At 63.7% G+C, this 24,385-nt stretch carries 19 protein-coding genes; 7 read left to right on the top strand and 12 right to left on the bottom strand.

The genetic code is table 11. From position 1 onward, the window contains the following. Positions 1 to 128: 128 nt before the first annotated feature. Positions 129 to 1,613 (top strand): mannitol dehydrogenase family protein, encoded by a 1,485-nt coding sequence (locus BLT09_RS30210; RefSeq protein ID WP_091600220.1) that lies wholly within the window; start codon positions 129 to 131, stop codon positions 1,611 to 1,613. 226 nt (positions 1,614 to 1,839) lie between these two features. Here the strand turns inward: BLT09_RS30210 and BLT09_RS30205 are convergent, their stop codons facing one another. The 7 genes from BLT09_RS30205 to BLT09_RS30175 all read right to left on the bottom strand — a co-directional run bounded on the left by BLT09_RS30205 (position 1,840) and on the right by BLT09_RS30175 (position 10,145). Beyond that, positions 1,840 to 2,247: a F0F1 ATP synthase subunit epsilon gene (locus BLT09_RS30205; RefSeq protein WP_027154563.1), complete on the bottom strand. Its 408-nt coding sequence runs from the start codon at positions 2,245 to 2,247 to the stop codon at positions 1,840 to 1,842. A 115-nt stretch (positions 2,248 to 2,362) separates the two neighbouring features. Then, entirely contained in the window at positions 2,363 to 3,946 is a 1,584-nt protein-coding gene (gene atpD, locus BLT09_RS30200; protein ID WP_167366577.1) for a F0F1 ATP synthase subunit beta, read from the bottom strand. Between the two features lie 72 nt (positions 3,947 to 4,018). Next, complete coding sequence (locus BLT09_RS30195) at positions 4,019 to 4,903, bottom strand: F0F1 ATP synthase subunit gamma (RefSeq protein WP_023800085.1); 885 nt, start codon at positions 4,901 to 4,903, stop codon at positions 4,019 to 4,021. Positions 4,904 to 4,937: 34 nt separating this feature from the next. Beyond that, complete coding sequence (atpA, locus tag BLT09_RS30190) at positions 4,938 to 6,467, bottom strand: F0F1 ATP synthase subunit alpha (RefSeq protein WP_023800086.1); 1,530 nt, start codon at positions 6,465 to 6,467, stop codon at positions 4,938 to 4,940. Next, positions 6,467 to 7,027: a F0F1 ATP synthase subunit delta gene (locus tag BLT09_RS30185; RefSeq protein ID WP_091600167.1), complete on the bottom strand. Its 561-nt coding sequence runs from the start codon at positions 7,025 to 7,027 to the stop codon at positions 6,467 to 6,469. The genes atpA and BLT09_RS30185 overlap by 1 nt, the downstream gene beginning before the upstream one ends. Positions 7,028 to 7,273: 246 nt before the next feature. After that, positions 7,274 to 7,669 (bottom strand): AGROH133_08824 family phage infection protein, encoded by a 396-nt coding sequence (locus BLT09_RS30180; RefSeq protein WP_023800088.1) that lies wholly within the window; start codon positions 7,667 to 7,669, stop codon positions 7,274 to 7,276. A 292-nt stretch (positions 7,670 to 7,961) separates the two neighbouring features. Next, positions 7,962 to 10,145: a primosomal protein N' gene (locus BLT09_RS30175; RefSeq protein WP_091600165.1), complete on the bottom strand. Its 2,184-nt coding sequence runs from the start codon at positions 10,143 to 10,145 to the stop codon at positions 7,962 to 7,964. A gap of 189 nt (positions 10,146 to 10,334) precedes the next feature. On the opposite strand from BLT09_RS30175, the gene fsa reads away from it, so the two are divergent. Then, entirely contained in the window at positions 10,335 to 10,988 is a 654-nt protein-coding gene (fsa, locus tag BLT09_RS30170; RefSeq protein WP_027154569.1) for a fructose-6-phosphate aldolase, read from the top strand. Positions 10,989 to 11,115: 127 nt separating this feature from the next. Here fsa and BLT09_RS30165 read toward each other — a convergent pair whose 3' ends face one another. Both BLT09_RS30165 and leuS read right to left on the bottom strand, forming a co-directional pair. Next, positions 11,116 to 11,703, bottom strand: a complete 588-nt coding sequence (locus tag BLT09_RS30165) for an LPS assembly lipoprotein LptE (RefSeq protein WP_091600163.1) — start codon at positions 11,701 to 11,703, stop codon at positions 11,116 to 11,118. After that, complete coding sequence (gene leuS, locus BLT09_RS30160) at positions 11,690 to 14,314, bottom strand: leucine--tRNA ligase (protein WP_091600161.1); 2,625 nt, start codon at positions 14,312 to 14,314, stop codon at positions 11,690 to 11,692. Before leuS ends, BLT09_RS30165 begins: the two co-directional genes overlap by 14 nt. A gap of 146 nt (positions 14,315 to 14,460) precedes the next feature. Here leuS and BLT09_RS30155 point away from each other — a divergent pair, with 146 nt between their 5' ends. Together BLT09_RS30155 and BLT09_RS30150 are read left to right on the top strand one after the other, a co-directional pair. Further along, complete coding sequence (locus tag BLT09_RS30155) at positions 14,461 to 15,123, top strand: YggS family pyridoxal phosphate-dependent enzyme (RefSeq protein ID WP_091600218.1); 663 nt, start codon at positions 14,461 to 14,463, stop codon at positions 15,121 to 15,123. Positions 15,124 to 15,286: 163 nt separating this feature from the next. Further along, on the top strand, positions 15,287 to 16,336 hold the full coding sequence (locus BLT09_RS30150) for an aldo/keto reductase (protein ID WP_091600159.1): 1,050 nt from the start codon (positions 15,287 to 15,289) through the stop codon (positions 16,334 to 16,336). Between the two features lie 48 nt (positions 16,337 to 16,384). Here the strand turns inward: BLT09_RS30150 and BLT09_RS30145 are convergent, their stop codons facing one another. After that, positions 16,385 to 17,293: a LysR family transcriptional regulator gene (locus tag BLT09_RS30145; protein WP_091600157.1), complete on the bottom strand. Its 909-nt coding sequence runs from the start codon at positions 17,291 to 17,293 to the stop codon at positions 16,385 to 16,387. A gap of 137 nt (positions 17,294 to 17,430) precedes the next feature. Between BLT09_RS30145 and BLT09_RS30140 the strand changes: the two genes are divergently transcribed. After that, positions 17,431 to 18,609 carry an MFS transporter gene (locus BLT09_RS30140; protein ID WP_091600155.1) on the top strand — a complete coding sequence of 393 codons (1,179 nt, stop codon included), beginning with the start codon at positions 17,431 to 17,433 and terminating at the stop codon, positions 18,607 to 18,609. Positions 18,610 to 18,648: 39 nt separating this feature from the next. Beyond that, entirely contained in the window at positions 18,649 to 19,683 is a 1,035-nt protein-coding gene (locus BLT09_RS30135; RefSeq protein ID WP_091600153.1) for an aldo/keto reductase, read from the top strand. Between the two features lie 332 nt (positions 19,684 to 20,015). Here the strand turns inward: BLT09_RS30135 and BLT09_RS30130 are convergent, their stop codons facing one another. Continuing rightward, positions 20,016 to 20,288 (bottom strand): usg protein, encoded by a 273-nt coding sequence (locus BLT09_RS30130; RefSeq protein ID WP_027154578.1) that lies wholly within the window; start codon positions 20,286 to 20,288, stop codon positions 20,016 to 20,018. A 306-nt stretch (positions 20,289 to 20,594) separates the two neighbouring features. Here BLT09_RS30130 and acs point away from each other — a divergent pair, with 306 nt between their 5' ends. Then, complete coding sequence (gene acs, locus BLT09_RS30125; RefSeq protein WP_091600151.1) at positions 20,595 to 22,550, top strand: acetate--CoA ligase; 1,956 nt, start codon at positions 20,595 to 20,597, stop codon at positions 22,548 to 22,550. A gap of 52 nt (positions 22,551 to 22,602) precedes the next feature. On the opposite strand, the gene BLT09_RS30120 is transcribed toward acs, so the two are convergent. Then, a complete protein-coding gene (locus tag BLT09_RS30120) occupies positions 22,603 to 23,871 on the bottom strand; it encodes an SAM-dependent methyltransferase (protein WP_091600149.1) in 1,269 nt (422 codons plus the stop codon). Positions 23,872 to 24,385: the final 514 nt, after the last annotated feature.

Here is a 24,385-nt window from a genome sequence, read left to right as displayed (position 1 = left end):
CAACATACAAAAAATAGATTGTTGTATGATGACTTTAACGCAACGTCAGCCCATTGTGCGGGAACGAAACGGATGTTACGCCGCATGCCTGCCACGCCCGGCACGAGCTCGATCAGACCCATCGCACGATGACAGACAGACGCCTTTCCAACAGCACGCGGCAGGCATTGCCGGCCTCGGTCGCGGTCCCCGGATACGACCGCAACCGTGTCGTACCCGGCATCGTCCATCTCGGCGTCGGCGCATTCCACCGCGCCCATCAGGCAGCCTATGTCGACGATTGCCTGGCGGCAGGAGAGACGGATTGGGGCATTGTCGGTGTCTCGCTGCGCAGCGCCGACACACGCGACGCGCTGGCGCCGCAGGACGGACTTTACACGCTGGCGGTCAGGAGCAGCGACAGCGAAAGCCTGCGCGTCGTCGGCTCGATCCTGTCGATGCTGGTGGCGCCGGAAGATCCGGGTGCGGTGCTGGCCGCGCTGACCGATCCGCGCACCGCCATCGTCACACTGACGATCACCGAAAAAGCCTATCTCAGGGCGGCGGGTGGCGGACTGGACACAGCCCATCCCGACATCGTCCACGATTTGGCCAACCCGCAAATGCCGCGGACGGCGCATGGTTTTCTGGCCGAATCGCTTGCGCGCCGCCGCGCCGCCAGTATCCAGCCATTCACAGTGCTGTGCTGCGACAATCTCCCGGCCAACGGCGCCACGCTGCGCCGGCTGCTGGTCGAATTCGCCGCTTTGCGCGGTACCGATCTCGCCCGCCACATCGCCGATGAAGTGGCGTTTCCGTCGAGCATGGTCGATCGCATCGTGCCGGCGACCACCGATGCCGACCGGGCACGGATATCGGGCCAGCTCGGCGTCGTCGACGCCTGGCCTGTCATGACCGAGCCGTTCTGCCAATGGGTGGTCGAAGACGATTTCCCGGCGGGCAGGCCGGCCTGGGAAAGGTTCGGCGTCACCATGGTCGGTGACGTCGGGCCGTTCGAGGACATGAAACTGCGCCTGCTCAACGGCTCGCATTCGGCGATCGCCTATCTTGGCCTGCTCAGCGGCTATGAGACGGTCGACCGCGCCTTCGCCGATCCGGCGATCCGGCAATTCGTCGACGGATTGTGGGCCGAGGCGATCACGACACTGCCGAAGGACGCCGGGCTCGACACGACCGACTACACGGCCCAGCTTGCCAAGCGCTATTCGAACACCGCGCTCGCCCATCGGACGGCGCAGATCGCCAATGATGGCAGCCAGAAACTGCCCCAGCGCATCATTGCCTCGGCAATGGAGCGGATGAGTGACGGTGCCCCGCCCGCCTATCTGATGCTGGTGGTGGCTGCCTGGATCGCGGCTTGCGAGGCGCGCGGCAAAGCCTTGCCGGAAAACCACTTCACCGACCCGCTCGACCTGGCTTTGGCCGCACTCGACACTCGGCATCTGTCGGCTGGCGAAGCGGTGGTGGCGGTGTTCGACCTGGCCGGCTTCGCCAAGGGCGGTGCCGAGCGCCTGACGCTGATCGACCTCGCGGCCGCCCATCTCGAACGCCTGCGCCAGGGCGGCGTGGCTGCTGCTTTCACAGCGCTGGGGATAGTCACTAAAAGGCCATGAGGCCGCCCTGAAACGCGCCATGCGCCGCGGTAGATTCGCTAATGGGCCGACCGCCCACTTACCTTCTCCACTTGTGGGAGAAGGTGGCCGAGCGAAGCTCGGTCGGATGAGGGGTGTTCCCGAGAACGCCGACGCCTCATTTCTTCCAACACCCCTCAACCGTCTTGGCGCTGCGCGCCAATCCACCTTCTCCCACAAGGGGAGAAGGGAAGTGGCGCCCTGCCCTCTATGCCGGCAAAATCGCGCCTTCGAGTGTGGTGAGCTGGCTAAGGAACTGCTCGGCCTTGCTGCGCGTCTCGTCGTCCTTGGCGTCGGCGACGTCTTCCCTGGCTTCCTGGATACGGCGGGCGAGGTCGGCGCGGTCGATGTCGCCGACGGCTACAGCCGATTCGGCCAGCAGCGTGCAGCCGGCCGGAACAATGTCGGCAAAGCCGCCGAACACGACGTAGCGCTCTGCCTTGCCTTCCGCGGTCTTTACCGTGACGACGCCGGGCTTGATCGTGGTCATGACCGGCGCGTGATGGGCCATGACGGTCATTTCACCTTCGGCGCCCGGAATGACGACGGATTCGACCTGCTCGGAAACCAGCAGCCGCTCCGGCGAGACCAGTTCGAATTTGAAAGCTTCAGGCATGATCAACTCAGCGAATGGTGAATGGTGAATGGTGAATGGTCCGAAAGACCTTCACTCAGCCTCGATTTCCTGTCCGCTGCTCCCCATTCACAATTCACTATTGACCATTCACCAATCACGCCGCTTCGGCCGCCAGGCGCTGTGCCTTCTCGACCGCTTCTTCGATGCCGCCGACCATGTAGAAGGCGGCTTCCGGCAGGTGGTCGTAGTCGCCGTTGCAGAGGCCCTTGAAGCCCTTGATGGTGTCGGCGAGGTCGACCAGCTTGCCCGGCGCGCCGGTGAACACTTCGGCGACGAAGAAGGGCTGCGACAGGAAGCGCTCGATCTTGCGGGCGCGGGCCACCGTCTGCTTGTCCTCTTCCGACAGCTCGTCCATGCCCAGGATGGCGATGATGTCCTGCAGCGACTTGTAGCGCTGCAGGATCGACTGCACCTGGCGGGCGACCTGGTAGTGCTCTTCGCCGACGACCATCGGGTCGAGCATGCGCGAGGTCGAATCGAGCGGATCGACGGCCGGATAGATGCCCTTTTCCGAGATCGCGCGGTTGAGCACGGTCGTCGCGTCAAGGTGGGCGAACGAGGTCGCGGGCGCCGGATCGGTCAGATCGTCGGCCGGCACGTAGATCGCCTGCACCGAGGTGATCGAGCCCTTGGTCGTCGTCGTGATGCGCTCCTGCAGCGCGCCCATGTCGGTGGCCAGTGTCGGCTGATAGCCCACGGCCGAAGGAATTCGGCCGAGCAGCGCCGACACTTCGGAGCCAGCCTGCGTGAAGCGGAAGATGTTGTCGACGAAGAACAGCACGTCCTGGCCCTGGTCGCGGAAATATTCGGCAACAGTCAGCCCGGTCAGGCCGACGCGGGCGCGCGCGCCCGGCGGCTCGTTCATCTGGCCATAGACGAGCGCCGCCTTGGATCCTTCGCCGCCGCCCTTCTTGTTGACGCCGGACTCGATGAACTCATGATAGAGATCGTTGCCTTCGCGGGTGCGCTCACCGACGCCGGCGAACACCGAGAAGCCGCCATGCGCCTTGGCGACGTTGTTGATCAATTCCTGGATCAGCACCGTCTTGCCGACGCCGGCGCCGCCGAACAGGCCGATCTTGCCGCCGCGGGCATAGGGTGCCAGCAGGTCGAGAACCTTGATGCCGGTGACCAGGATTTGTGCTTCCGTCGACTGCTCGACATAGGTCGGCGCCGGCTGGTGGATGGAGCGCATCTCGATGCCGTCGACCGGGCCTGCCTCGTCGACCGGCTCGCCGATGACGTTGATGATGCGGCCGAGCATGCCCGGACCGACCGGCACGGTGATCGGCGCGCCGGTGTCATAGACGTCCTGGCCGCGCACCAGACCTTCGGTCGAGTCCATGGCGATGCAGCGCACCGTGTTCTCGCCGAGATGCTGAGCCACCTCGAGCACGAGACGATTGCCGACATTGGACGTTTCCAGGGCGTTCAGGATCGCCGGCAGATATTCGCCGAACTGCACGTCGACAACGGCGCCGATGACCTGGCGAACCTTGCCGGCCAAGCCGGTCTTGTTGATGGCAACGGTCGGCGCCTTCGCCGCGGCAGCCTTGGCGGGCGCTGCCGCCTTCTTGGCCGGAGCCGCCTTCGCTGCCGCTGCCGGAGCCTTTGCCGGTGCTGCCGCCGTCGCGGCGGTCTTCGGGGCCGCCTTCTGGGGGGTCGCTGCTTTCGCCATCGTCTTTACCCTTTTCGTCTCTTTGTTTCTACGCGATCCGCCTGAAGGTCGCTGACCTTCATGGGAGCGCGCCTAGAGCGCTTCGGCGCCCGAAATGATTTCGATCAATTCCTTGGTGATCTGCGCCTGCCGCTGGCGGTTGTAGGTGATCGACAATTTGTTGATCATGTCGCCTGCGTTGCGCGTCGCATTGTCCATGGCGCTCATCTTGGCGCCCATCTCGCCGGCGGCGTTTTCGAGCAGAGCGCGAAAAACCTGGACGGAAATGTTGCGCGGAATGAGATCGGAGAGGATTTCGCCCGGCTCCGGCTCGTATTCATAGACGGCACTGCCGCCGTCCGTCGCCTCGGCGGTGGCGGTAGGCACGCCTGCCGGGATGATCTGCTGGGTTGTCGGGATCTGGCTGATCACCGATTTGAACTGCGAGTAAAACAGCGTGCAGATGTCGAAGCCGCCCTCGTTGAAGAGCTGGATGACCTTCTTGGCAATGCCATCGGCATTGACGAAGCCCAGCGTCTTCACCTCGCGCAAGTCGACGCGCTCGAGGATCAGCGCCGCATAGTCGCGACGCAGGATGTCGAACCCCTTCTTGCCGACGCAGATGATCTTGACCTGTTTCCCGTCGGCCAAAAGCTTGCGGATGTGGTCGCGGGCAAGGCGTGCGATCTGCGAATTGAAGCCGCCGCACAGACCACGCTCGGCGGTGCAGACGACGAGCAGATGCACGTCGTCCTTGCCGGTGCCGGTCATCAGCGCCGGGGCCTCGCCGCCGCCGCCGATCGCCTGGGTGATGTTGGCCAGCACCGCACCCATGCGCTCCGAATAGGGGCGCGCTGCTTCCGCCGCCTCCTGCGCGCGGCGCAGCTTCGCCGCGGCGACCATCTGCATCGCCTTGGTGATCTTCTGCGTCGCCTTGACCGAGGCGATACGGTTACGAAGGTCTTTTAGTGAAGGCATGCTTCAAACCTGATCCCGTCCGTCCGGCCGTCGTTCAAGCAAAGGTCTTGGCGAAGGTGTCGATCTCCGCCTTCAGCTTGGCGCGCAGATCGTCCGACAGCGCCTTCTCCTTGCGGATGCCGTCGAGCACCTCCTTGCCGGCCGAGCGCATGTGGCTGAGCAAGCCATGCTCGAATTTGCTGACCTGGTCGATCGCCAACTTGTCGAGATAGCCGTTGACGCCGGCGAAGATCACCGCGACCTGTTCTTCGACCCTGAGCGGCGAGAACTGCGGCTGCTTCAGGAGTTCGGTCAGGCGTGCACCGCGGTTGAGCAGGCGCTGCGTCGCGGCGTCGAGGTCGGAGCCGAACTGGGCGAAGGCCGCCATTTCGCGGTACTGCGCGAGCTCGCCCTTGATGGAGCCGGCGACCTGCTTCATCGCCTTGATCTGCGCCGAGGAGCCGACGCGCGACACCGACAGGCCGACATTGACCGCCGGGCGGACGCCCTGGAAGAACAGATTGGTTTCCAGGAAGATCTGGCCGTCGGTGATCGAGATGACGTTGGTCGGGATATAGGCCGACACGTCGTTGGCCTGGGTCTCGATGATCGGCAGAGCCGTCAGCGAACCACCGCCATTGTCGTCATTGAGCTTGGCGGCACGCTCCAGAAGGCGCGAATGCAGGTAGAAGACGTCGCCCGGATAGGCTTCGCGGCCAGGCGGGCGGCGCAGCAGCAGCGACATCTGCCGATAGGCGACGGCCTGCTTGGACAGATCGTCGTAACTGATCAGCGCGTGCATGCCGTTGTCGCGGAAATATTCGCCCATCGTGCAGGCGGTGAACGGCGCCAGGAACTGCATCGGCGCCGGATCGGAAGCGGTGGCGGCGATGATGATCGAATAATCGAGCGCGCCGCGCTCTTCGAGGACTTTCACGAACTGCGCAACGGTCGAGCGCTTCTGGCCGACGGCGACGTAGACGCAGTAGAGCTTTTCCTTCTCCGGGCCGTGCTCGTGCACCGATTTTTGGTTGAGCATCGTGTCGAGGATGATCGCGGTCTTGCCGGTCTGGCGATCGCCGATGACCAGCTCGCGCTGGCCGCGGCCGACCGGGATCAGCGCATCGATGGCCTTGAGGCCGGTCGACATCGGCTCGTTCACCGATTTGCGCGGAATGATGCCGGGCGCCTTGACGTCGACGCGCTTGCGCTCGGTCGCCTGGATCGGGCCCTTGCCGTCGATCGGGTTGCCGAGCGCATCGACGACGCGGCCGAGCAGGCCCATGCCGACCGGCGTATCGACGATGGCGCCGGTGCGCTTGACGATATCGCCTTCCTTGATGTCGCGGTCGGCGCCGAAGATGACGACGCCGACATTGTCGGCTTCGAGATTGAGCGCCATGCCGCGGATGCCGCCGGGGAATTCGACCATCTCGCCGGCCTGGACATTGTCGAGGCCATAGACGCGGGCGATGCCGTCACCGACGGACAGAACCTGGCCGACTTCGGAGACCTCGGCCTCCTTGCCGAAATTCTTGATCTGGTCTTTCAGAATTGCGGAAATTTCCGCGGCGCGGATGTCCATCAGCCGACCTCTTTCAGTGCAAGCTTGAGCGAATTGAGTTTGGTTTTGAGCGACGTATCGATCTGGCGCGAGCCTATCTTGACCACCAGCCCGCCGAGCAGCGACGGATCGACGGTCACGGTGATCGCGACATCCTTGCCGGCAACGCTTCTCAGCGCCGCCTTCAGCTCGGTTTGCTGGGCGTCGGTCAGCGCATGCGCCGAGGTCACTTCAGCGGCGGTCTCGCCACGATGCTCGGCGGCGATCTGGCGGAATGCCTTGATCATGCCGGGGATGGCGAACAGACGGCGGTTCTGGGCGACGACGCGCAGGAAATTGCCGGTAAGGCCGGTGATCCCTGCCTTGTCGGCGATCGCCGCAATGGCCTTGGCCTGGTCCTCGCTGGAGAACACCGGACTATTGATCAGGCGGGTCAGATCAGCACTGCCTTCGAGCATCGCCGCGAAACTGTTGAGGTCGGCCTCGACCTGGCCGACCGAATTCGCCTGGAGCGCGAGCTCGAACAGCGAACCCGCATAGCGCTCTGCGACACCTGAGATTGGCGATGACGATTGGGCCACGGACCGTCTTTTCTCTTGTCTGACAGGCCGCAGATTATTGGCGCGAGCGAAAACTCTGGCTAAATCTTTGACCTTACTGCATTTTTCCAAGCACGAAGACGCGGCTTCCGCTATCCCCGGCCGAAAGTCGATTGCCGTCTAGCACAGGCATTTTAAGACCGCAATGCGTCGCCCCGCATGGTTTTCAGGCACTATTGTCGCATCCGGCGGCGCGGTTCGACCGCCGGTCCCGAATTAGCCTTTGATTCAAGGCACAAAGCCGAAAGCGAAGGCAAGCGGCAGCGCCGCCAGCACCAGTTCGACCACGATGGACGCCCAGTTGAAAGGTGTGTTGGCGCTGTCCGACATCATCGACAGCAGGCGACCGAAGGCGGTGAACAGCCAGGAAAAGCCAAGCGCCATGTAGAGCAGCGGTTGCGCCAGCAGAATGCAGCACAGGCCGACGCCGAGATAGAAGCCTGACATCCTGCCGCGCCCTTCGGCGATCGCCGCCGCCTTTTCGGGCTTGACCTGCAGTCTGAGTATCCGGAAAGCCAGTGCCGGCGCCAGGAACAACATCAGCCCGAACAGCAAGGTCACGACGGCGCTCGACCACGCCAGCCACTCGCCCTGGCTCATCGGCCACGGAAACGCAAATTCCATACTGTCCCCTCGCAAATGGCTGTTTCGAAATTTCGGGCATTCTAGCGAAGCAAGAGCCATGCGCCAGATGCGCGTCACGAATTACGGGCGCGCATCAGTCCAACGCGAACACGACCGCCGCCTCGGTATGGATGCGCGTCGTACCAAGAGCTTCATGACGGGCTGATCCTCCTTTATGGAACGCTATGCATTATGACCACATGAGACCACACAGGGAGTGAGGCGCTCGAGGTGTGGTGCTGGAATATATTGCAAGACCCGCCTGCGGCTGACTAGGCTAACTCCAAACGCCTCACAAAAAGCTCTGCGGGTCGATGTCGACCTGCACGCGCACCGAGCCCCGCAGCTTCGGTCCCTCGGCCAGCATGGCGCGAATGAACCCCTGAATGTCGGCGCGCCGTTCGCCCTGGATCAGCAGGCGAAAGCGATGGCGGCCGCCGATCAGCGACAGCGGCGCCTCGGCCGGGCCGAGCACGAACAGGTCGGCGGCCTGAGGTGCGGCGCGCCGCAAACCCCGCGCATGGCCCTCCGCTTCCGCCCGCGTCGCAGCACTGACGATGACGCCGGCGAGCCGGCCGAAAGGCGGCAGCACCGCCCGCTCGCGCTCGGCGATCTCGCGCTCGTAAAAAGCCTCGGCGTCGCCGGAGACGATCGCCCGCATGACCGGGTGGTCGGGCTGGAAGGTCTGCAGCAGGCCAAGACTCTTCTTGCCGGTGCGGCCGGCGCGGCCGGTCACCTGGCTGAGCAGCTGAAAGGTGCGCTCGGCGGCGCGCGGATCGCCATTGGCCAGGCCGAGGTCGGCGTCGACCACGCCAACCAGTGTCATGTTGGGGAAATTGTGGCCCTTGGCGACGAGCTGCGTGCCGATGACGATGTCGGCCTCGCCATTTGCGATGGCTTCAAGCTCCAGCCTCAGCCGCCGCACGCCGCCCATCAGGTCGGACGACAGGACGATGGTGCGGGCGTCGGGGAAATGCGCGACGACTTCTTCGGCGATGCGCTCGACGCCCGGCCCGCAGGCGACCAGATGGTCGAGCGTGCCGCATTCCGGGCAGGCCTCGGGCCGCCGCTCATTGTGCCCGCAATGGTGGCAGACGAGCTGGCCGCGAAAGCGGTGCTCGACCAGCCAGGCCGAGCAGACCGGGCAACCGAAGCGATGGCCGCAGACCCGGCACAGCGTCAGCGGCGCATAGCCGCGCCGGTTGAGGAACAGCAGTGACTGTTCCTTCTTCTCCAGTGTCTGGCGCATATGGCCAAGCAGCACCGGCGACAGGAAGCCGCCGCGTGCCGGCGGGGCGCGGCGCATGTCGATCGTCTTCAGGTCGGGAAGCGCCGCCTCGGCAAAGCGCGCCGATAGCACCGCCCTGCTATAGCGGCCTTGGCTCGCATTGACCCGGCTTTCGACCGACGGTGTCGCCGAGGCGAGCACGACCGGAAAGCCGCCGATGTGGCCGCGCACCACCGCCATGTCGCGGGCATTGTAGAAGACGCGGTCTTCCTGCTTGTAGGCGGGGTCGTGCTCCTCGTCGACGACGATCAGCCCAAGCTCCCTGAACGGCAAAAACAGCGCCGAACGCGCGCCGGCAACGACGCGCACGCCACCTTCCGCCACCTGCCGCCAGACACGCTCGCGCATTCTTGGCGGCAGGTCCGAGTGCCATTCGGCCGGCTTGGCGCCGAACCGTTCCTGGAAGCGCTCGAGGAAAGCGTGGGTCAGCGCGATCTCCGGCAGCAGGATCAGCACCTGCTTGCCGCGGTCGAGCGCCGCCGACACCGCCTCGAAATAGACCTCGGTCTTGCCCGATCCGGTCACCCCGTCGAGCAGCGTGACGCCGAATGCGCCGGCCGCGACATTGCTGCGCAGCATCTCGGCTGCATCGCGCTGGTCCGGCATCAGCGATGGTTGGGCGTAGCCTGGGTCGGGTGCTGCGACCACCGGTCGCGGCGGGATCATGACGGTCTCGAACACGCCTTGCGCCTTCAACCCGTCGATGACCGTCGACGACACGCCGGCCGCATGCGCCAGCCCGGACCGCGTCCAGGCGAGCCCGCCTTCGGCTGTCTCCAGCACGCGCATCCTCGCATCCGTCACACGGTCGGGTCTGGCCAAGGTGCGTTGCAGGCCTTCGATCCACGGTTCCGGGTCGAAGGCCTCCGGCGCCCGCAGCAGCATGCGCGCCACCATGCCGGGCGGCGACAGCGTGTATTGCGCAATCCAGTCGACGAAGCGGCGCATGGCGCGGCCGATCGGCGGGCAGTCGAAGACCTGCTCGATCGAGCGCAGTTTTTTGGCATCGACCTTTTCGACGGCGCCGTCCCAGACGATGCCGGCAACCTGGCGCGGACCGAGCGGCACGCGCACGATCGAGCCCGGCACCACGCGCATGCCGGCGGGCACGGCATAGGTGTAGGGCCGCTCGGCGGGCATCGGCACCAGCACTGGTGCGGCCGCGACAAAGGGCGAATCTTCGATCATGAGGCGTGACCTTGCCCCGACTTTCGTCTAGATCAAAGTCCGACCCCCAGAGGTGCATGACATGCACTAGAGCGACGTGCGTCCATCCGGACGCACAAAGTACGCTCTAGAACTTTAAACCTCGCATCGTGCTTCCGAAAATCGATTCGATTTTCGGGCCGATGCGATAAAAATCTTCAGGAGACCGTCATGAAATTTTTTGTCGACACCGCCGATGTCAAGGAAATCCGTGAACTGAACGATTTGGGGCTGCTCGACGGCGTCACCACCAATCCTTCGCTGATCCTCAAATCCGGCGGCAAGATCGCCGAAGTCACCAGAGAGATCTGCGAGATCGTCAAGGGCCCGGTCTCGGCCGAAGTCGTCGCCACCGAATACAAGGACATGATGGCGGAGGCCAAGATCCTGGCCAGGATCGCCGACAACGTCTGCATCAAGGTGCCGCTGACGCTCGACGGCCTGAGGGCCTGCAAGGACATCCGCTCGGACGGCCGCATGGTCAATGTCACGCTGTGCTTCTCGGCTACCCAGGCGCTGCTCGCCGCCAAGGCCGGCGCCTCCTTCATCTCGCCCTTCGTCGGCCGCATCGACGACAGCGGCTGGGACGGCATGGAGTTGATCGCCGATATCCGCACCATCTACGACAATTATGATTTCCAGACCGAGATCCTGACAGCCTCGGTGCGCACGGTGAACCACGTCAAGCAGGCCGCACTGATCGGCGCCGACGTCATCACCGCGCCGCCGGCGACGCTGAAGGCGCTGGTCAAGCACCCGCTGACCGACAAGGGCCTGGAGCAGTTCCTCGCTGACTGGGCCAAGACCGGCCAGAAAATCGGCTGAAATCAAGAAGATCGGCTGAAATCAAAACGCCGTGTTCCCGTAAAAAAGGCCGAGCAATCGGCCTTTTTTTGCGCCAGCAATCAGGCCTCGGCGGTAGCCGGAACGTCTTGATCCAGGCCGAACGGCGCTAACCCGCCACCGTCTTGCCGTGCTTGACCAAAGCCTGGGCGATCGACAGGCGCAGCAGGTCCGCCAGTTCGCGCGCCGCGCGGTTCTCGGCGTCGATTTGCGCCCGGTAGGAGGCGAACTCCTGACGGGGCCGGTCGAAGGACGACGCTATCGAGCGCTTGCCGGTCGCGATCGTCGTGCCGGTCCTGGCGTCTGTCAGCACATAATTCGCGGTCAGTGTCACCGTGCCCGCGGTTGGTTCGTCGTCATCGGTCGTGACCTGCACCTTTGCAGCGGATTCAATAAGTTCGGTAACGCCGAGATCGAGCGAATAGGCGGGCGACGCCGGCTCGCCCGCACCCTGGCCGAGCGCAAAAATCAGATTGTTGCGGACCTGCTGGGCGTAGCGCGTGTTGACCGGCTTGACCGAGATGGACCCGAGTTCGGCGGCAGCGCCAACTTGCGAACCGGCCGACAGCGGCGCGCTCGAATAGAGCGGGCGCACCGTGCAGGCCGAAACCAGCGCAACCGAAGCGACCAGCCCATACAGCGCGGCACGGCGCAGCAAATGCGTCACTTCTGTCTTCCTCGGATCAGGCAACGACATTGACGATCCTCTGCGGGACGATGATCACCTTGCGCGGTGCCTTACCTTCGAGCGCTTTCTGCACGAAGTCGAGAGCCAGAACCGCTTTTTCGACGGCACCTTGGTCCGCGTCGCGGGCAATTGTCAAATCGCCGCGCTTCTTGCCGTTGACCTGGACCGGCAGCACGATCTCGCTGTCGACAACAAGCGACGGATCAAAGACAGGCCAGGGCCGTTCGGCGACCAGATCGGTGCCGCCGAGCGCCTGCCAGCATTCCTCGGCCAGATGCGGCATGACCGGCGCAATCAAATGCACGAGGATGTCGACGGCTTGCCGGCAAGAAGCCTTGAGCGCCGGATCGGCCTTGCCTTCGGCCGCCTCGTTGAGCGGCGTGTTAAGCGCATTGGCGAGTTCGTAGATGCGGGCGATGGCGCGGTTGAAGGCGAGCTTTTCAATGTCCTCGCCCACCGATTTCAGGATCTTGTGCGCGGCCTTGGAAACAGTCCCTGCCTCGCCATGCTTCGCCGCTGCCGGCTGGATTCCGGCGAGCGATTCGGCGGCTGTCGACACCAGGCGCCAGATACGCTGGATGAAGCGGTGCGCGCCGGCGGCGCCCTCGTCGGTCCATTCGACGTCACGTTCGGGCGGCGAGTCCGACAGCATGAACCAGCGCGCGGTGTCGGCGCCGTAGCCGTCGGTGATCTCTTCGGGGCTCACCGTGTTCTTCTTCGACTTCGACATTTTTTCGAGCGGGCCGATCACCGCCTCTTCGCCGGTCGCGATTTCTATGGCGCGGCGCTTGCCATCGACGTCCTCCAGCCGCACCTCGCTGGGCGCAAGCCAGCGGCTGTTCGCGCCACTGCCGAGCCGATAGGTCTCGTGCACCACCATGCCTTGCGTGAACAGGCCCCTGAACGGCTCGGCGAGGTCGACATGGCCGGTCTCACGCATGGCGCGGGTGAAGAAGCGCGAATAGAGCAGATGTAAAATGGCGTGCTCGATGCCGCCAATATACTGGTCGACCGGCAGCCATTCGGTAGCTGCCTTGGGATCGGTTGGGTCGTTCGCCCGGGGCGCGGTGAAGCGCGCGAAATACCACGACGAATCGACGAACGTGTCCATCGTGTCGGTTTCGCGGCGTGCATCCTTGCCGCATTGCGGGCATTTGACCTGCCGCCATGTCGGATGGCGGTCGAGCGGATTGCCCGGCCGGTCGAATTCGATGTCGTCGGGAAGCTTGACCGGCAGGTCCGCCTTCGGCACCGGCACGACGCCGCAATCCTCGCAATGGATCATCGGGATCGGGCAGCCCCAGTAGCGCTGGCGCGAAATGCCCCAGTCGCGCAGGCGGAAGTTGACCTTGCGCTCGGCCATCCGCCGGTTGCCGATGGTCTTTTGTTCCAGCAGCTTGGCCACTTCGTCGAACGCCTGATCAGGCTTCATGCCGTCGAGGAAGCGCGAATTGATCATCACGCCGTCGCCGACATAGGCCTCGTCGATGATCTGGAAGTTTCCCTGGATCTCGCCTTCCGGCATCACCACCGGAATGACCGGCAGGCCATATCGGTTAGCGAAGTCGAGGTCGCGCTGGTCACCGGACGGGCAACCGAATATGGCGCCGGTGCCGTACTCCATCAGCACGAAATTGGCGACATAGACAGGCAGCGTCCAGTTCGCGTCGAACGGATGGACGACTCGTATACCGGTATCCATGCCCTTTTTTTCGGCCGTTTCCAGCGCCGCCACCGAAGTGCCCATGTGACGAACCTCGTCGATGAACTTGGCCAGCGCCGGATTGTTTTCGGCCGCCGTCTTGGCCAGCGGATGGTCAACTGCGACCGCCATGAAGGAGGCGCCGAAGATGGTGTCGGGCCGCGTCGTGTAGACCTCCAGCTCATCTTCGCCGTCAACTGGAGTGGCCAGCGGCCAGCGGATCAGCAGGCCTTCCGAACGGCCGATCCAGTTCGCCTGCATCAGCTTGACTTTTTCCGGCCATTCGTCGAGGCCTTCCAGCGAGTCCAGCAGGTCCTGCGCATAGTCGGTGATCTTGAAGAACCACTGCGTCAGCTCGCGCTGTTCGACCAGCGCACCGGAGCGCCAGCCGCGTCCGTCGATGACCTGTTCGTTGGCAAGCACCGTCATGTCCTCCGGATCCCAGTTGACCTTGGAGGATTTGCGCGTCACCAGCCCCTTCTCGACGAAATCGAGGAACAGCATCTGCTGGCGGTGGTAGTAGTCGACATCGCAGGTGGCGAATTCGCGCGCCCAGTCGAGCGACAGGCCCATGACCTTGAGCTGCTCGCGCATGGCGGCGATGTTCTGATAGGTCCAGTCCTTGGGATGGACCTTGTTCTGCATCGCCGCGTTCTCGGCCGGCATGCCGAAGGCGTCCCAGCCCATCGGGTGCAGCACGTTGAAACCCTTGGCCCGCTTGTAGCGCGCCACCACGTCGCCCATCGTGTAGTTGCGGGTATGGCCGATATGGATGCGCCCCGACGGATACGGAAACATCTCGAGCACGTAGTATTTCGCACGCGGGTCGTCGTTGTCAGCCTCGAACAGCTTCTTGGCGTCCCAGGCCTTCTGCCATTTGGGCTCTGATGCGCGCGGATTGTATCGTTCGGTTGCCATTGGGTGTTTTTCACTTAAAAAGCATGCGCGAACAGCCGGACATGCCCGGCGGCTCAGGAAATGTCGTCGCGGTGTTCACCATGGATTGCCGGACCCGTCAACTGCGACGCCCCGGCCAGGACAAAAACCAGAGTCAGGATATAGGCATGGCGAGCGCCGTCGAACAGTTTTTCACGGTCAAGGCGAGGATAGCCGCCGCCGAGCGCGAGGCAGGACGGCAAGCCGGCGCGGTGACGCTGGTCGCGGTCTCGAAGACCTTCAGCGCCGACGATATCCGCCCGGTCATCGACGCCGGGCAGCGCGTCTTCGGCGAGAACCGCGTCCAGGAAGCACAAGCCAAATGGCCAGCGCTGAAGCAAGCCTTCCCCGACATCGAGCTGCACCTGATCGGTCCGCTGCAATCGAACAAGGCGAAGGAAGCAGTCGCCCTGTTCGACGTCATCGAGACGGTCGATCGCGAGAAGATCGCCGCCGAACTCGCCAAGGAAATCGCCAGGCAAGGCCGGTCACCAAAACTCTACGTTCAGGTCAACACCGGCTCGGAACCGCAAAAGGCAGGGATCGAGCCGCGCGAAGCCGTACCCTTCGTTACGCGCTGCCGCGAGGTCCATAGCCTCGCCATCCAAGGCCTGATGTGCATTCCGCCGGCCGATGAGAATCCCGGCCCGCATTTCGCGCTGCTGGAAAAGCTCGGCACGGAGGCAGGGGTGGAGGCGCTTTCGATGGGCATGTCCGGCGACTATGAAACCGCGATCGCCTTCGGTGCAACCAGCATCAGGGTCGGCTCGGCGATCTTCGGCAGCCGCTAGCGGGCATTTTAGCGGCAGTTTAGTGATCAGCCTGTTCCCCGTTGCACCGGATCGTCGGTCGCGGAGCTTGGTCCAGAACCACCAGGCCGTTACGCCAACATATAGAAACGAAACGTATCGTTCCTATATCGACCGGATCATTCCAAAACTTTCCGGAGCCACCATGCGTTACAATCAACTTGGAAACACGGGGATGTTTGTCTCCGAACTGTGTCTCGGCACCATGACCTTCGGCGCCGCCGACCAAAACAACCAATGGGGCCTGATCGCCAGCCTCGACCAGGATGGCGTCGACAGGATCGTCCAGCGCTCGCTCGCCGCCGGCATCAATTTCTTCGACACGGCCGATGTCTATTCCTTCGGCGCATCGGAACGATTTCTCGGCCAGTCGCTGCGCAATCTCGGCATCGAGCGGCAGGACGTGATCATCGCCACCAAAGTCCATGGCGCCATGGGCGACGGCCCCAACCAGCGCGGCTCCTCGCGCGGCCACATCATGGATTCGGTCGACGGCAGTCTCGAACGGCTGCAACTGGACCATATCGATCTCTATCAGTTGCACGGCACCGACGCGGTAACGCCGATCGACGAGACGCTCAGGGCGCTCGACGATCTGGTTGCCAGCGGTAAGGTCCGCTATGTCGGCGTCTCGAACTGGGCGGCCTGGCGCATCGCCAAGGCATTGGGCATCGCCGAACGCAAGGGCTTTGCCCGTTTTGAGACGGTTCAGTCCTACTATTCGATCGCCGGCCGCGATCTGGAGCGCGAGATCGTGCCGCTGCTCAACGAGGAGAAGCTTGGGCTGATGGTCTGGTCGCCGATGGCGGGCGGGCTGCTTTCCGGCAAATACGGACCCGGCGCGCCCGGCAATGGCGAGGGCCGCCGCGCCAGCTTCAATTTCCCGCCGGTCAATGAAGACCGCGCCTGGGCGGCGGTCGCAGTCATGCGCGAGATCGCCGGCAAGCACGGCGCCAGCGTCGCCACGGTGGCACTTGGCTATGTCTTGGCCAAGCCTTTCGTGATGAGCGTGATCATCGGCGCCAGCCGCATGGAGCAGCTCGAACAGAACCTTGCCGCCACCGCGTTGAAGCTCGACAGCGACGATCTTGCTCGTCTCGACGAAGTCAGCGCGCTGCCATCCGAATATCCGGGCTGGATGCTCGAGCGCCAGGCGGCTGGCCGGCGTCCGGCGCCCTTTGCGGAGAAGAAGTAAATCTCATCTTCGATTTCGGAAGCCGGCGGGCTCCCGATCTTCTTGGGCTCAGCTCAGCCGGACCGTCTCGACCAGAAAGTCGAGAAAGGCCCGCACTCGGGCCGGCAAATGTTTGCCCTGGCCGACGTAAACAGCGTGGGTAAGCTCCTCGTCGCCTGGGTTGAAGTCCTCCAGAAGCGGGACCAGCCGGCCGGCGGCGATGTCGGGCTCCACATGCCAGCGTGCCAGCCGGGCGATGCCAGCGCCCGAGAGCGCCATCAGCCGCATCGCCTCGCCGTCGCTGACCAGCGCATTTCCGGTGATCGGGACGATGAGGGCCTCGCCGGCCGCAGCGACGAAGGGCCAGCCGTCGACATGGCGCACGAAGCAGAAACCCATCCGGTTGTGGTGATCGAGATCGGCCGGCGTTTGGAGCGCGCCATGCGTCCTGATGTACGATGGCGCGGCGACGACGACCAGCCGGCTCTGCCCGAGCTTGCGCGCCACCAAACGTGATTCGCCGAGCGGCCCGGCGCGGATGGCGACATCGGCGCGCTCCTCCATCAGGTCGATGACGTTGTCGGTCAAAACCAGATCGATGGCGATTTCCGGATAGCGCTCGAGAAAGCGCGGCAACAGCGGGATCAGCCGGTGCTGCCCGAACGGCACGTAGCTGTTGACCCGCAGCCGGCCGCGCGGCGCAGCACCGGCCGCCGCCTCGCGCTCGGCTGCCGCCATGTCGGCCAGGATGCGCACGCCGCTGTCGAAGAAGGCCGCGCCTTCTGGAGTCAATTGGAGCTTGCGCGTCGAACGGCTGATCAGCCGCGCGCCAAGCCGCGCCTCAAGCCGCGCAATCAGCTTGCTCACCGCCGACGGCGTCATCCGCAGCATCCGCGCCGCAGCCGAAAAACTGCCCGCTTCGACGACACGGACAAACACTTCGATCTCGCCGGAGCGGTTGATGTCAGGCCTCGCCATTCGTGAATCTATTTCACAGACAATGTGCCCGACGCAAGGCTGGTTCACAGCACATGGCAACACGATCTTCCGGGTCGGGACGCAGGAGGACACAACGTCCTGTCCTCAAAACTGCTGTCATCGGAGTGGGAACCGCAATGCCTCTTGCACTTTATGCTCTCGCCGCCGGTGCGTTCGGCATCGGTGTCACCGAATTCGTCATTATGGGCCTGCTGCTCGACGTCAGCACCGATCTCGGCGTCTCGATCTCGGCCGCCGGCCAGTTGATCTCCGGCTATGCGCTGGGCGTCGTCATCGGCGCGCCGCTGCTGACGATCGCCACCGGCCGCTGGCCGCGCAAGACCGTGCTTCTGGCGCTGATGGCGGTCTTCACGCTGGGCAACCTCGCCTGCGCGCTGGCCCCCGACTACTGGACGCTGATGGCTGCCCGCGTGCTCACCGCCTTCGCCCACGGCACCTTCTTCGGCGTTGGTGCGGTGGTTGCGACCGGGCTGGTCGCTCCCAACAGGAAGGCCTCGGCGATCGCCCTGATGTTCACCGGCCTGACCATCGCCAACATCCTCGGCGTGCCCTTCGGCACCTGGCTCGGCCAGGCCTTCGGCTGGCGGGCGACCTTTTGGGCTGTAACCCTGGTCGGCATCGTCGCTTTCGCCATCATTCTCCTGCTGGTGCCGCGCAGCCCGGCAGCGCTGGAAAAGAGAGACCTGCGCGGCGATCTCGCCCTGCTCGGCCGCGCCCCGGTTCTGCTTGGCTTCGCCGTCACCGTGCTGGGCTATGCCGGCGTCTTCGCCGTCTTCACCTATATCGCCCCCCTGCTGACCGAGATCACCGGTTTTGCGGAAGCGGCGGTGTCGCCGATCCTGCTTGTCTTCGGCGGCGGCCTCATCGCCGGCAATCTCGCCGGCGGCAAGTTCGCCGACCGCTGGCTGGTGCCTTCCGTCCTCGGCAGTCTCGTTGTGCTGGCGCTGGTGCTCGGCACGATGACCTTCGCCCTGCACAGCCGGGCGATGGCCGTCATCCATGTCGGCCTGCTCGGCGCCGCCGCCTTCGCCACCGTAACGCCGCTGCAGATGTGGGTGCTGGAAAAGGCTGAAGGCGCCGCCCAGAGCCTCGCCTCGTCCTTCAACATCGCCGCCTTCAACCTCGGCAACGCCGCCGGCGCCTGGCTCGGCGGCATGGTCATCGCCCATGGCCCCGGCCTTGGCGCCGTCACCTGGGTCGCCGCCCTGCTGCCGCTCTCGGCGCTCGCCGTGGCGTGGCTGGCGCTGCGCCTCGATCGCCCGACGCTTGGCGAGCCGGCATCTGCCCGCTCGTAGCAACCCGACGAACCCCCTTAGACATCACAGGAGAAAAAGATGGATTATCGACGTCTTGGCGCCTCGGGCCTGAAGGTTCCGGCGCTCTCGTTCGGCGCTGGAACCTTCGGCGGCTCGGGGCCACTGTTCGGCGCCTGGGGCAACAGCGATGCGACGGAAGCGCGGCGGCTGGTCGACATCTGCCTGGAGGCCGGCGTCAACTTGTTCGACACCGCCGACGTCTATTCGAACGGCGCCTCCGAGGAAGTGCTCGGCGCGGCCGTCAAGGGCCGCCGCGATGCCGTGCTGATTTCGACCAAGACCTCGCTGCCGATGGGCGACGGACCCAATGATGCCGGGTCCTCCCGATCGCGCCTCATCAAGGCGGTCGAGGACGCGCTCAAGCGTCTCGGCACCGATTACATCGACCTGCTGCAGCTGCATGCTTTCGACGCCGCAACGCCGATCGAGGAGGTGCTGTCGACGCTGGACAGTCTCGTGCGCGCCGGCAAGCTGCGCTATGTCGGCGTCTCCAACTTTTCCGGCTGGCAAGTGATGAAATCGCTCGCCCTGGCGGATAAGCACGGCTACCCGCGCTACGTCGCCCATCAGGTCTACTATTCGCTGGTCGGGCGCGACTATGAATGGGAGTTGATGCCGCTCGGCCTCGACCAGGGCGTTGGCGCGCTGGTGTGGAGCCCGCTCGGCTGGGGCCGCCTGACCGGCAAGATCCGCCGCGGCGAGCCACTGCCGGAAAAAAGCCGGCTGCACGACACCGCAAGCTTCGGGCCGCCGGTCGAAGACGAGTTGCTCTACAGGGTTGTCGATGCGCTCGAAGCCGCGGCCAAGGAAACCGGCAAGACCGTGCCGCAGATCGCCATCAACTGGTTGCTGCAGCGGCCGACCGTCGCCTCTGTCATTATCGGCGCGCGCACCGAGGAACAGCTGCGCCAGAATCTTGGTGCCGTCGGTTGGTCATTGACATCAGACCAGATCAAGAAGCTCGACGCAGCAAGCGCGGTGACCGCAGCCTATCCGTATTTTCCGTATCGCCGGCAGGAGGGTTTTGCCCGGCTGAGCCCACCTGCGGTCTGAGAGTCGCGATCGCTCGTTCGGGTGACCATCATAAACATTCGGGACTAGCCGAAGCCTCCCCAACTTCGTCATCCCTGGGCGAAGCAGGAGCGAAGCTCCGTCGCGGAGACCCTGGGATCCATGCCATAACCTTGGCCGTAGGGTGCAGCGGAGCAGAATTCGGCACCGCAGCGGCGCTTTGAAGTCACGGCATGGATCCTGGGGTCTGCGCCGCGTCGCTTCGCTCCTTGCTCCGCCCCAGGATGACGAAGCTCCGAGATGTTTCCGCCAATCACCAAGGCATGCGGAATCCATCATGCAAGCAGCCCGCCAGAACATTCTGCGCCGTTGCCCTAATGCAGCACGAACTCGCCATCGAGCTTCCGCCACTCATTGGGCGCGATCAGCTTCTGGTGCGTATAGCTCACCGAATGCAGCGGGCCATCGAGCTTGGTCTGCCAGAACTCGATGAACCGGATCAGCACCGGAAATTTCGGAGCGATGTCGTAGTCCTGCCAGATGAAGCTCTGCAGCAGATGCGGATGATCGGGAAAATGATAAAGGATCTTGGCCGTGGTCAAGCCATAGCCCTTGAGCATCAGGTCCATTTCGGAATGGTCACGCATCGCGGTCCCCCGGTTGATTCTCCTTCCTCCCAATTTGAAATTGTGCGCGCTATTTGCTTAATCGTCTATTGCTATTTCGTAGTTAGAGGCCGGATTTACGACACAAAAACATGCAGTTAGCAGCGATCGTGGTCGAGTGCTGATAGCGGCAACTCAAACCTCTGCGGCATCCCGCCGCGCGAATCCAACGTCTAATGTTGCCGTCACCGCGGAACTGTTAATAATGCGCGCGAATTCGCGGCCGCTTCGCCGCGATGCCGCCGGCGGTCAAGCCGGGCGGCCTGGTTTCGGGAGGAAAGCAAAGATATGTCCGAGGTTCATGTCCATCGCGTCCAGCCGGCGTGGAAGAAGAATGCGCTGATCGATAAAGACACCTATTTGAAATGGTACGCCGACAGCGTGAAGAACCCGGACAAGTTCTGGGGCAAACACGGCAAGCGCATCGACTGGTTCAAGCCCTACAGCAAGGTCAAGAACACCTCCTTCGACGGCAAGGTCTCGATCAAATGGTTCGAGGATGGCGAGACCAATGTTTCGTGGAACTGCATCGACCGGCATCTGAAGAAGCGCGGCGATCAGACCGCCATCATCTGGGAAGGCGACAATCCCTACGACGACAGGAAGATCACCTATAACGAGCTCTACGCGCATGTCTGCCGGCTCGCCAATGTGATGAAGAAGCACGGCGTTAGGAAAGGCGACCGCGTCACCATCTACATGCCGATGATCCCGGAAGCCGCCTATGCGATGCTTGCCTGCACACGCATCGGCGCCATCCATTCGGTGGTCTTCGGCGGCTTCTCACCGGACGCGCTGGCAGGCCGCATCGACGACTGCAAATCAAGCTTCGTGATCACCGCCGACGAGGGCCTGCGCGGCGGCAAGCCGATCCCGTTGAAGGACAACACCGACAAGGCGATCGAGATCGCCGCCAAGGCCGGAACGAAAGTCGAAAAGGTCGTCGTGGTGCGCCGCACCGGCGGCAAGACCGGCTGGGTGGCCGGACGCGACGTCTGGTACCATGACGAGATCGCGACGGTTAAGGCGGAATGCAAGCCGGAGAAGATGAAGGCCGAGGACCCACTGTTCATCCTCTATACATCGGGCTCGACCGGCAAGCCGAAGGGCGTTCTGCACACCACGGCCGGCTATCTCGTCTACGTCTCGATGACCCACCAATATGTCTTCGACTACCATGACGGCGACATCTACTGGTGCACCGCCGATGTCGGCTGGGTCACCGGCCACAGCTATATCGTCTACGGGCCGCTCGCCAACGGCGCCACCACGCTGATGTTCGAAGGGGTGCCGAACTATCCGTCGCAATCGCGCTTCTGGGAGGTCATCGACAAGCACAAGGTCAACATCTTCTACACCGCGCCGACGGCGTTGCGCGCCCTGATGGGCGCCGGCGACGCCCATGTCGCCAAAACCTCGCGCAAATCGTTGCGCGTGCTCGGCACGGTCGGCGAGCCGATCAATCCGGAAGCCTGGGAGTGGTATTTCAATGTCGTCGGTAACGGCAAGGTGCCGATTGTCGACACCTGGTGGCAGACCGAGACCGGCGGCATCCTGATCACGCCGTTGCCCGGCGCCACCCCGCTCAAGGCAGGTTCCGCGACGCAGCCGTTCTTCGGCGTCAAGCCGCAACTGGTCGACGGCGACGGCAAGGTGCTGGAAGGCGTTGCCAGCGGCAACCTCTGCATCGCCGATTCGTGGCCGGGCCAGATGCGCACCGTCTACGGCGACCACGAGCGCTTCGTGCAGACCTATTTTTCCACTTACAAGGGCAAATATTTTACCGGCGACGGCTGCCGCCGCGACGCCGACGGCTACTACTGGATCACCGGCCGGGTCGACGACGTCATCAACGTCTCCGGCCACCGCATGGGCACGGCCGAGGTCGAATCGGCGCTGGTTTCGCACGAGAAAGTCTCGGAAGCCGCCGTCGTCGGCTACCCCCACGACATCAAGGGCCAGGGCATCTACTGCTACGTCACATTGATGGCCGGCGAGAAGCCGGACGAGGCGTTGCGCAAGGAACTTGTCACCCACGTCCGCAAGGACATCGGCGCCATCGCCACGCCCGACAAGATCCAGTTCGCTCCGGGCCTGCCGAAAACCCGATCGGGCAAGATTATGCGTCGCATCCTGCGCAAGATCGCCGAGGACGATTTTGCCGCGCTCGGCGATACCTCGACGCTGGCCGACCCGGCGGTCGTCGACGACCTCATCGCCAACCGGCAGAACAAGCGGGCATAAGAAACATCCGGTCGACGGAAACCCGATCGGATGAGATCGGCTCGCTCCCGCTCTACCGATAAAGGTCCGACCGCGTCGGCGGCAGTCCGCTCGGGCCCCGCGCGCGCTTGGTGACGACGGTCTGGAAAATCTGCGCCGAGGCGCGTTCGAAAGTGATCGAACAGCCGGTGAGATAAAGCAGCCAGAGGCGCGCCTTGGCTTCGCCGACCTCGGCGATCGCTTCGTCGAAGCGTGCGTGGAGGCGCTCGGCCCACAGACGGCAGGTGCGGGCGTAGTGCTCGCGCAAATTCTCGACATCGTAGACAAGAAAGCCGTGCGCTTCGAGATTGCCAAGCGTCATGCCGATCGTGTCGAGTTCGCCGCCGGGAAAGATGTATTTGATCAGCGCTTTGAATTCCGGGCCCTTGCGCAAGGTCTTCTTGATGCTGCCCTTGTCGCGCCGGGTGATGGCGTGATGCAGATAGATGCCGCCCGGCTTGAGCAGGCGACGAATGGTCGAGAAATATGCGGCGTGGTTGGCCAGCCCCAGATGCTCGAACATGCCGATCGACGAGATCTTGTCGAAGGAGCCGGACAGCTCGGCATAGGACTTTATCTCGATGGTGATGCGATCCTCCAGTCCCTCAGCACGGATGCGCTCGCGGGCGAGCTGGGTCTGGGCTTCCGACAGCGAGACGCCATGGCCGACGACGCCGTAATTTTTCGCGGCATGGATGAGCATGGCTCCCCAGCCGCAGCCGATGTCGAGCAGCCTTTCGCCGGGCTTCAGCCGGAGCTTGCGGCAGATATGATCGAGCTTGTCTTTCTGCGCCTGGTCAATGTCATTGGCGAAATCGGTGAAATAGCCGCAGCTATAGACCATGCGTTCATCGAGGAAGAGCCGGTAGAAGGCGTTCGAAATGTCGTAGTGGTGCTGGATTGCTTGCCTGTTCGACCCGCTGACGAAGGGGTTGCGCCCGGAAAGGTCGGTCCGCGCCGTCATCTGTTTTCTCGAAAACAGCACGGCCGGCAGGTCGCGCAGGACCGCGAGCTTGGGCAACGAATTGAGCTTCGCCCTGAGCTTGCCCTGCGCAGGCAGAGCGTAGAAATCGAACAGCGACCCGTCTTCCACGTCGATGGTCTTGGAAATCCACATTTCGATCAGCGTCGAGAGGTTGGGCCGCCGCATCACCTGCCAGACGATGTCCTGGTCGTTGATGGTGACCACCGGGCCGGTGGCGGGGCCGATCCGCTCGCCGTTCCACAGCTTGACCGCGAAACCCGGCTTCAACGTCTCGATAACCGTTCGAACGATCCGTGCGGCTCTCTCGGCTGCCTCCATCCCCGTTCCTCCTGCTCAGCCCCTGACGGTCCGGCAGCGACATTGCCTGTCCGATCGGATAGCCGCAAGCAGTTAGCGGCAAACGCGCACCGCATTTTCACGATGGCGCCTTGCCATTTGCAGATCGACACCCCATCATGAGGGCGTGTTCAACAAATCGAAAGGAGGTGATCCGATGTCGAGTGATTTCGTTTTCCAGAACGTGGCCTCAGCGGATTGCACTTTCGGGAAGCAGTCTTCCCGTTAAGGCGCGAGATGCGCGGCTGGCGACGCCTGTAGCGCCGCGCGTCCTTTGGACGCGCAAAGGACGCTCCAGCACTTTAGTTACGTCGCCGCCATGAGCCGCGCCATGGACGGAAACACGGAAGGCCGCCGGCTTCGAAAGAAGCGGCGGCCTTTTCCTTTGGGTGTTCGTCTATTAGAGCGGGATGAATTTAGGTTGGCGCATAGCCGGCCTCGATGAAGTAATTTCTGCATTCGGTTGACGTGACAGTGCCGAGGATTTGGCCGATGG

It is taken from the genome of Mesorhizobium muleiense (assembly GCF_900099905.1).
Taxonomy (GTDB): Bacteria; Pseudomonadota; Alphaproteobacteria; order Rhizobiales; family Rhizobiaceae; genus Mesorhizobium; species Mesorhizobium muleiense.
Note: the sequence above shows the minus strand (reverse complement) of the source record. Positions and strands in the feature narration are given on the sequence as shown.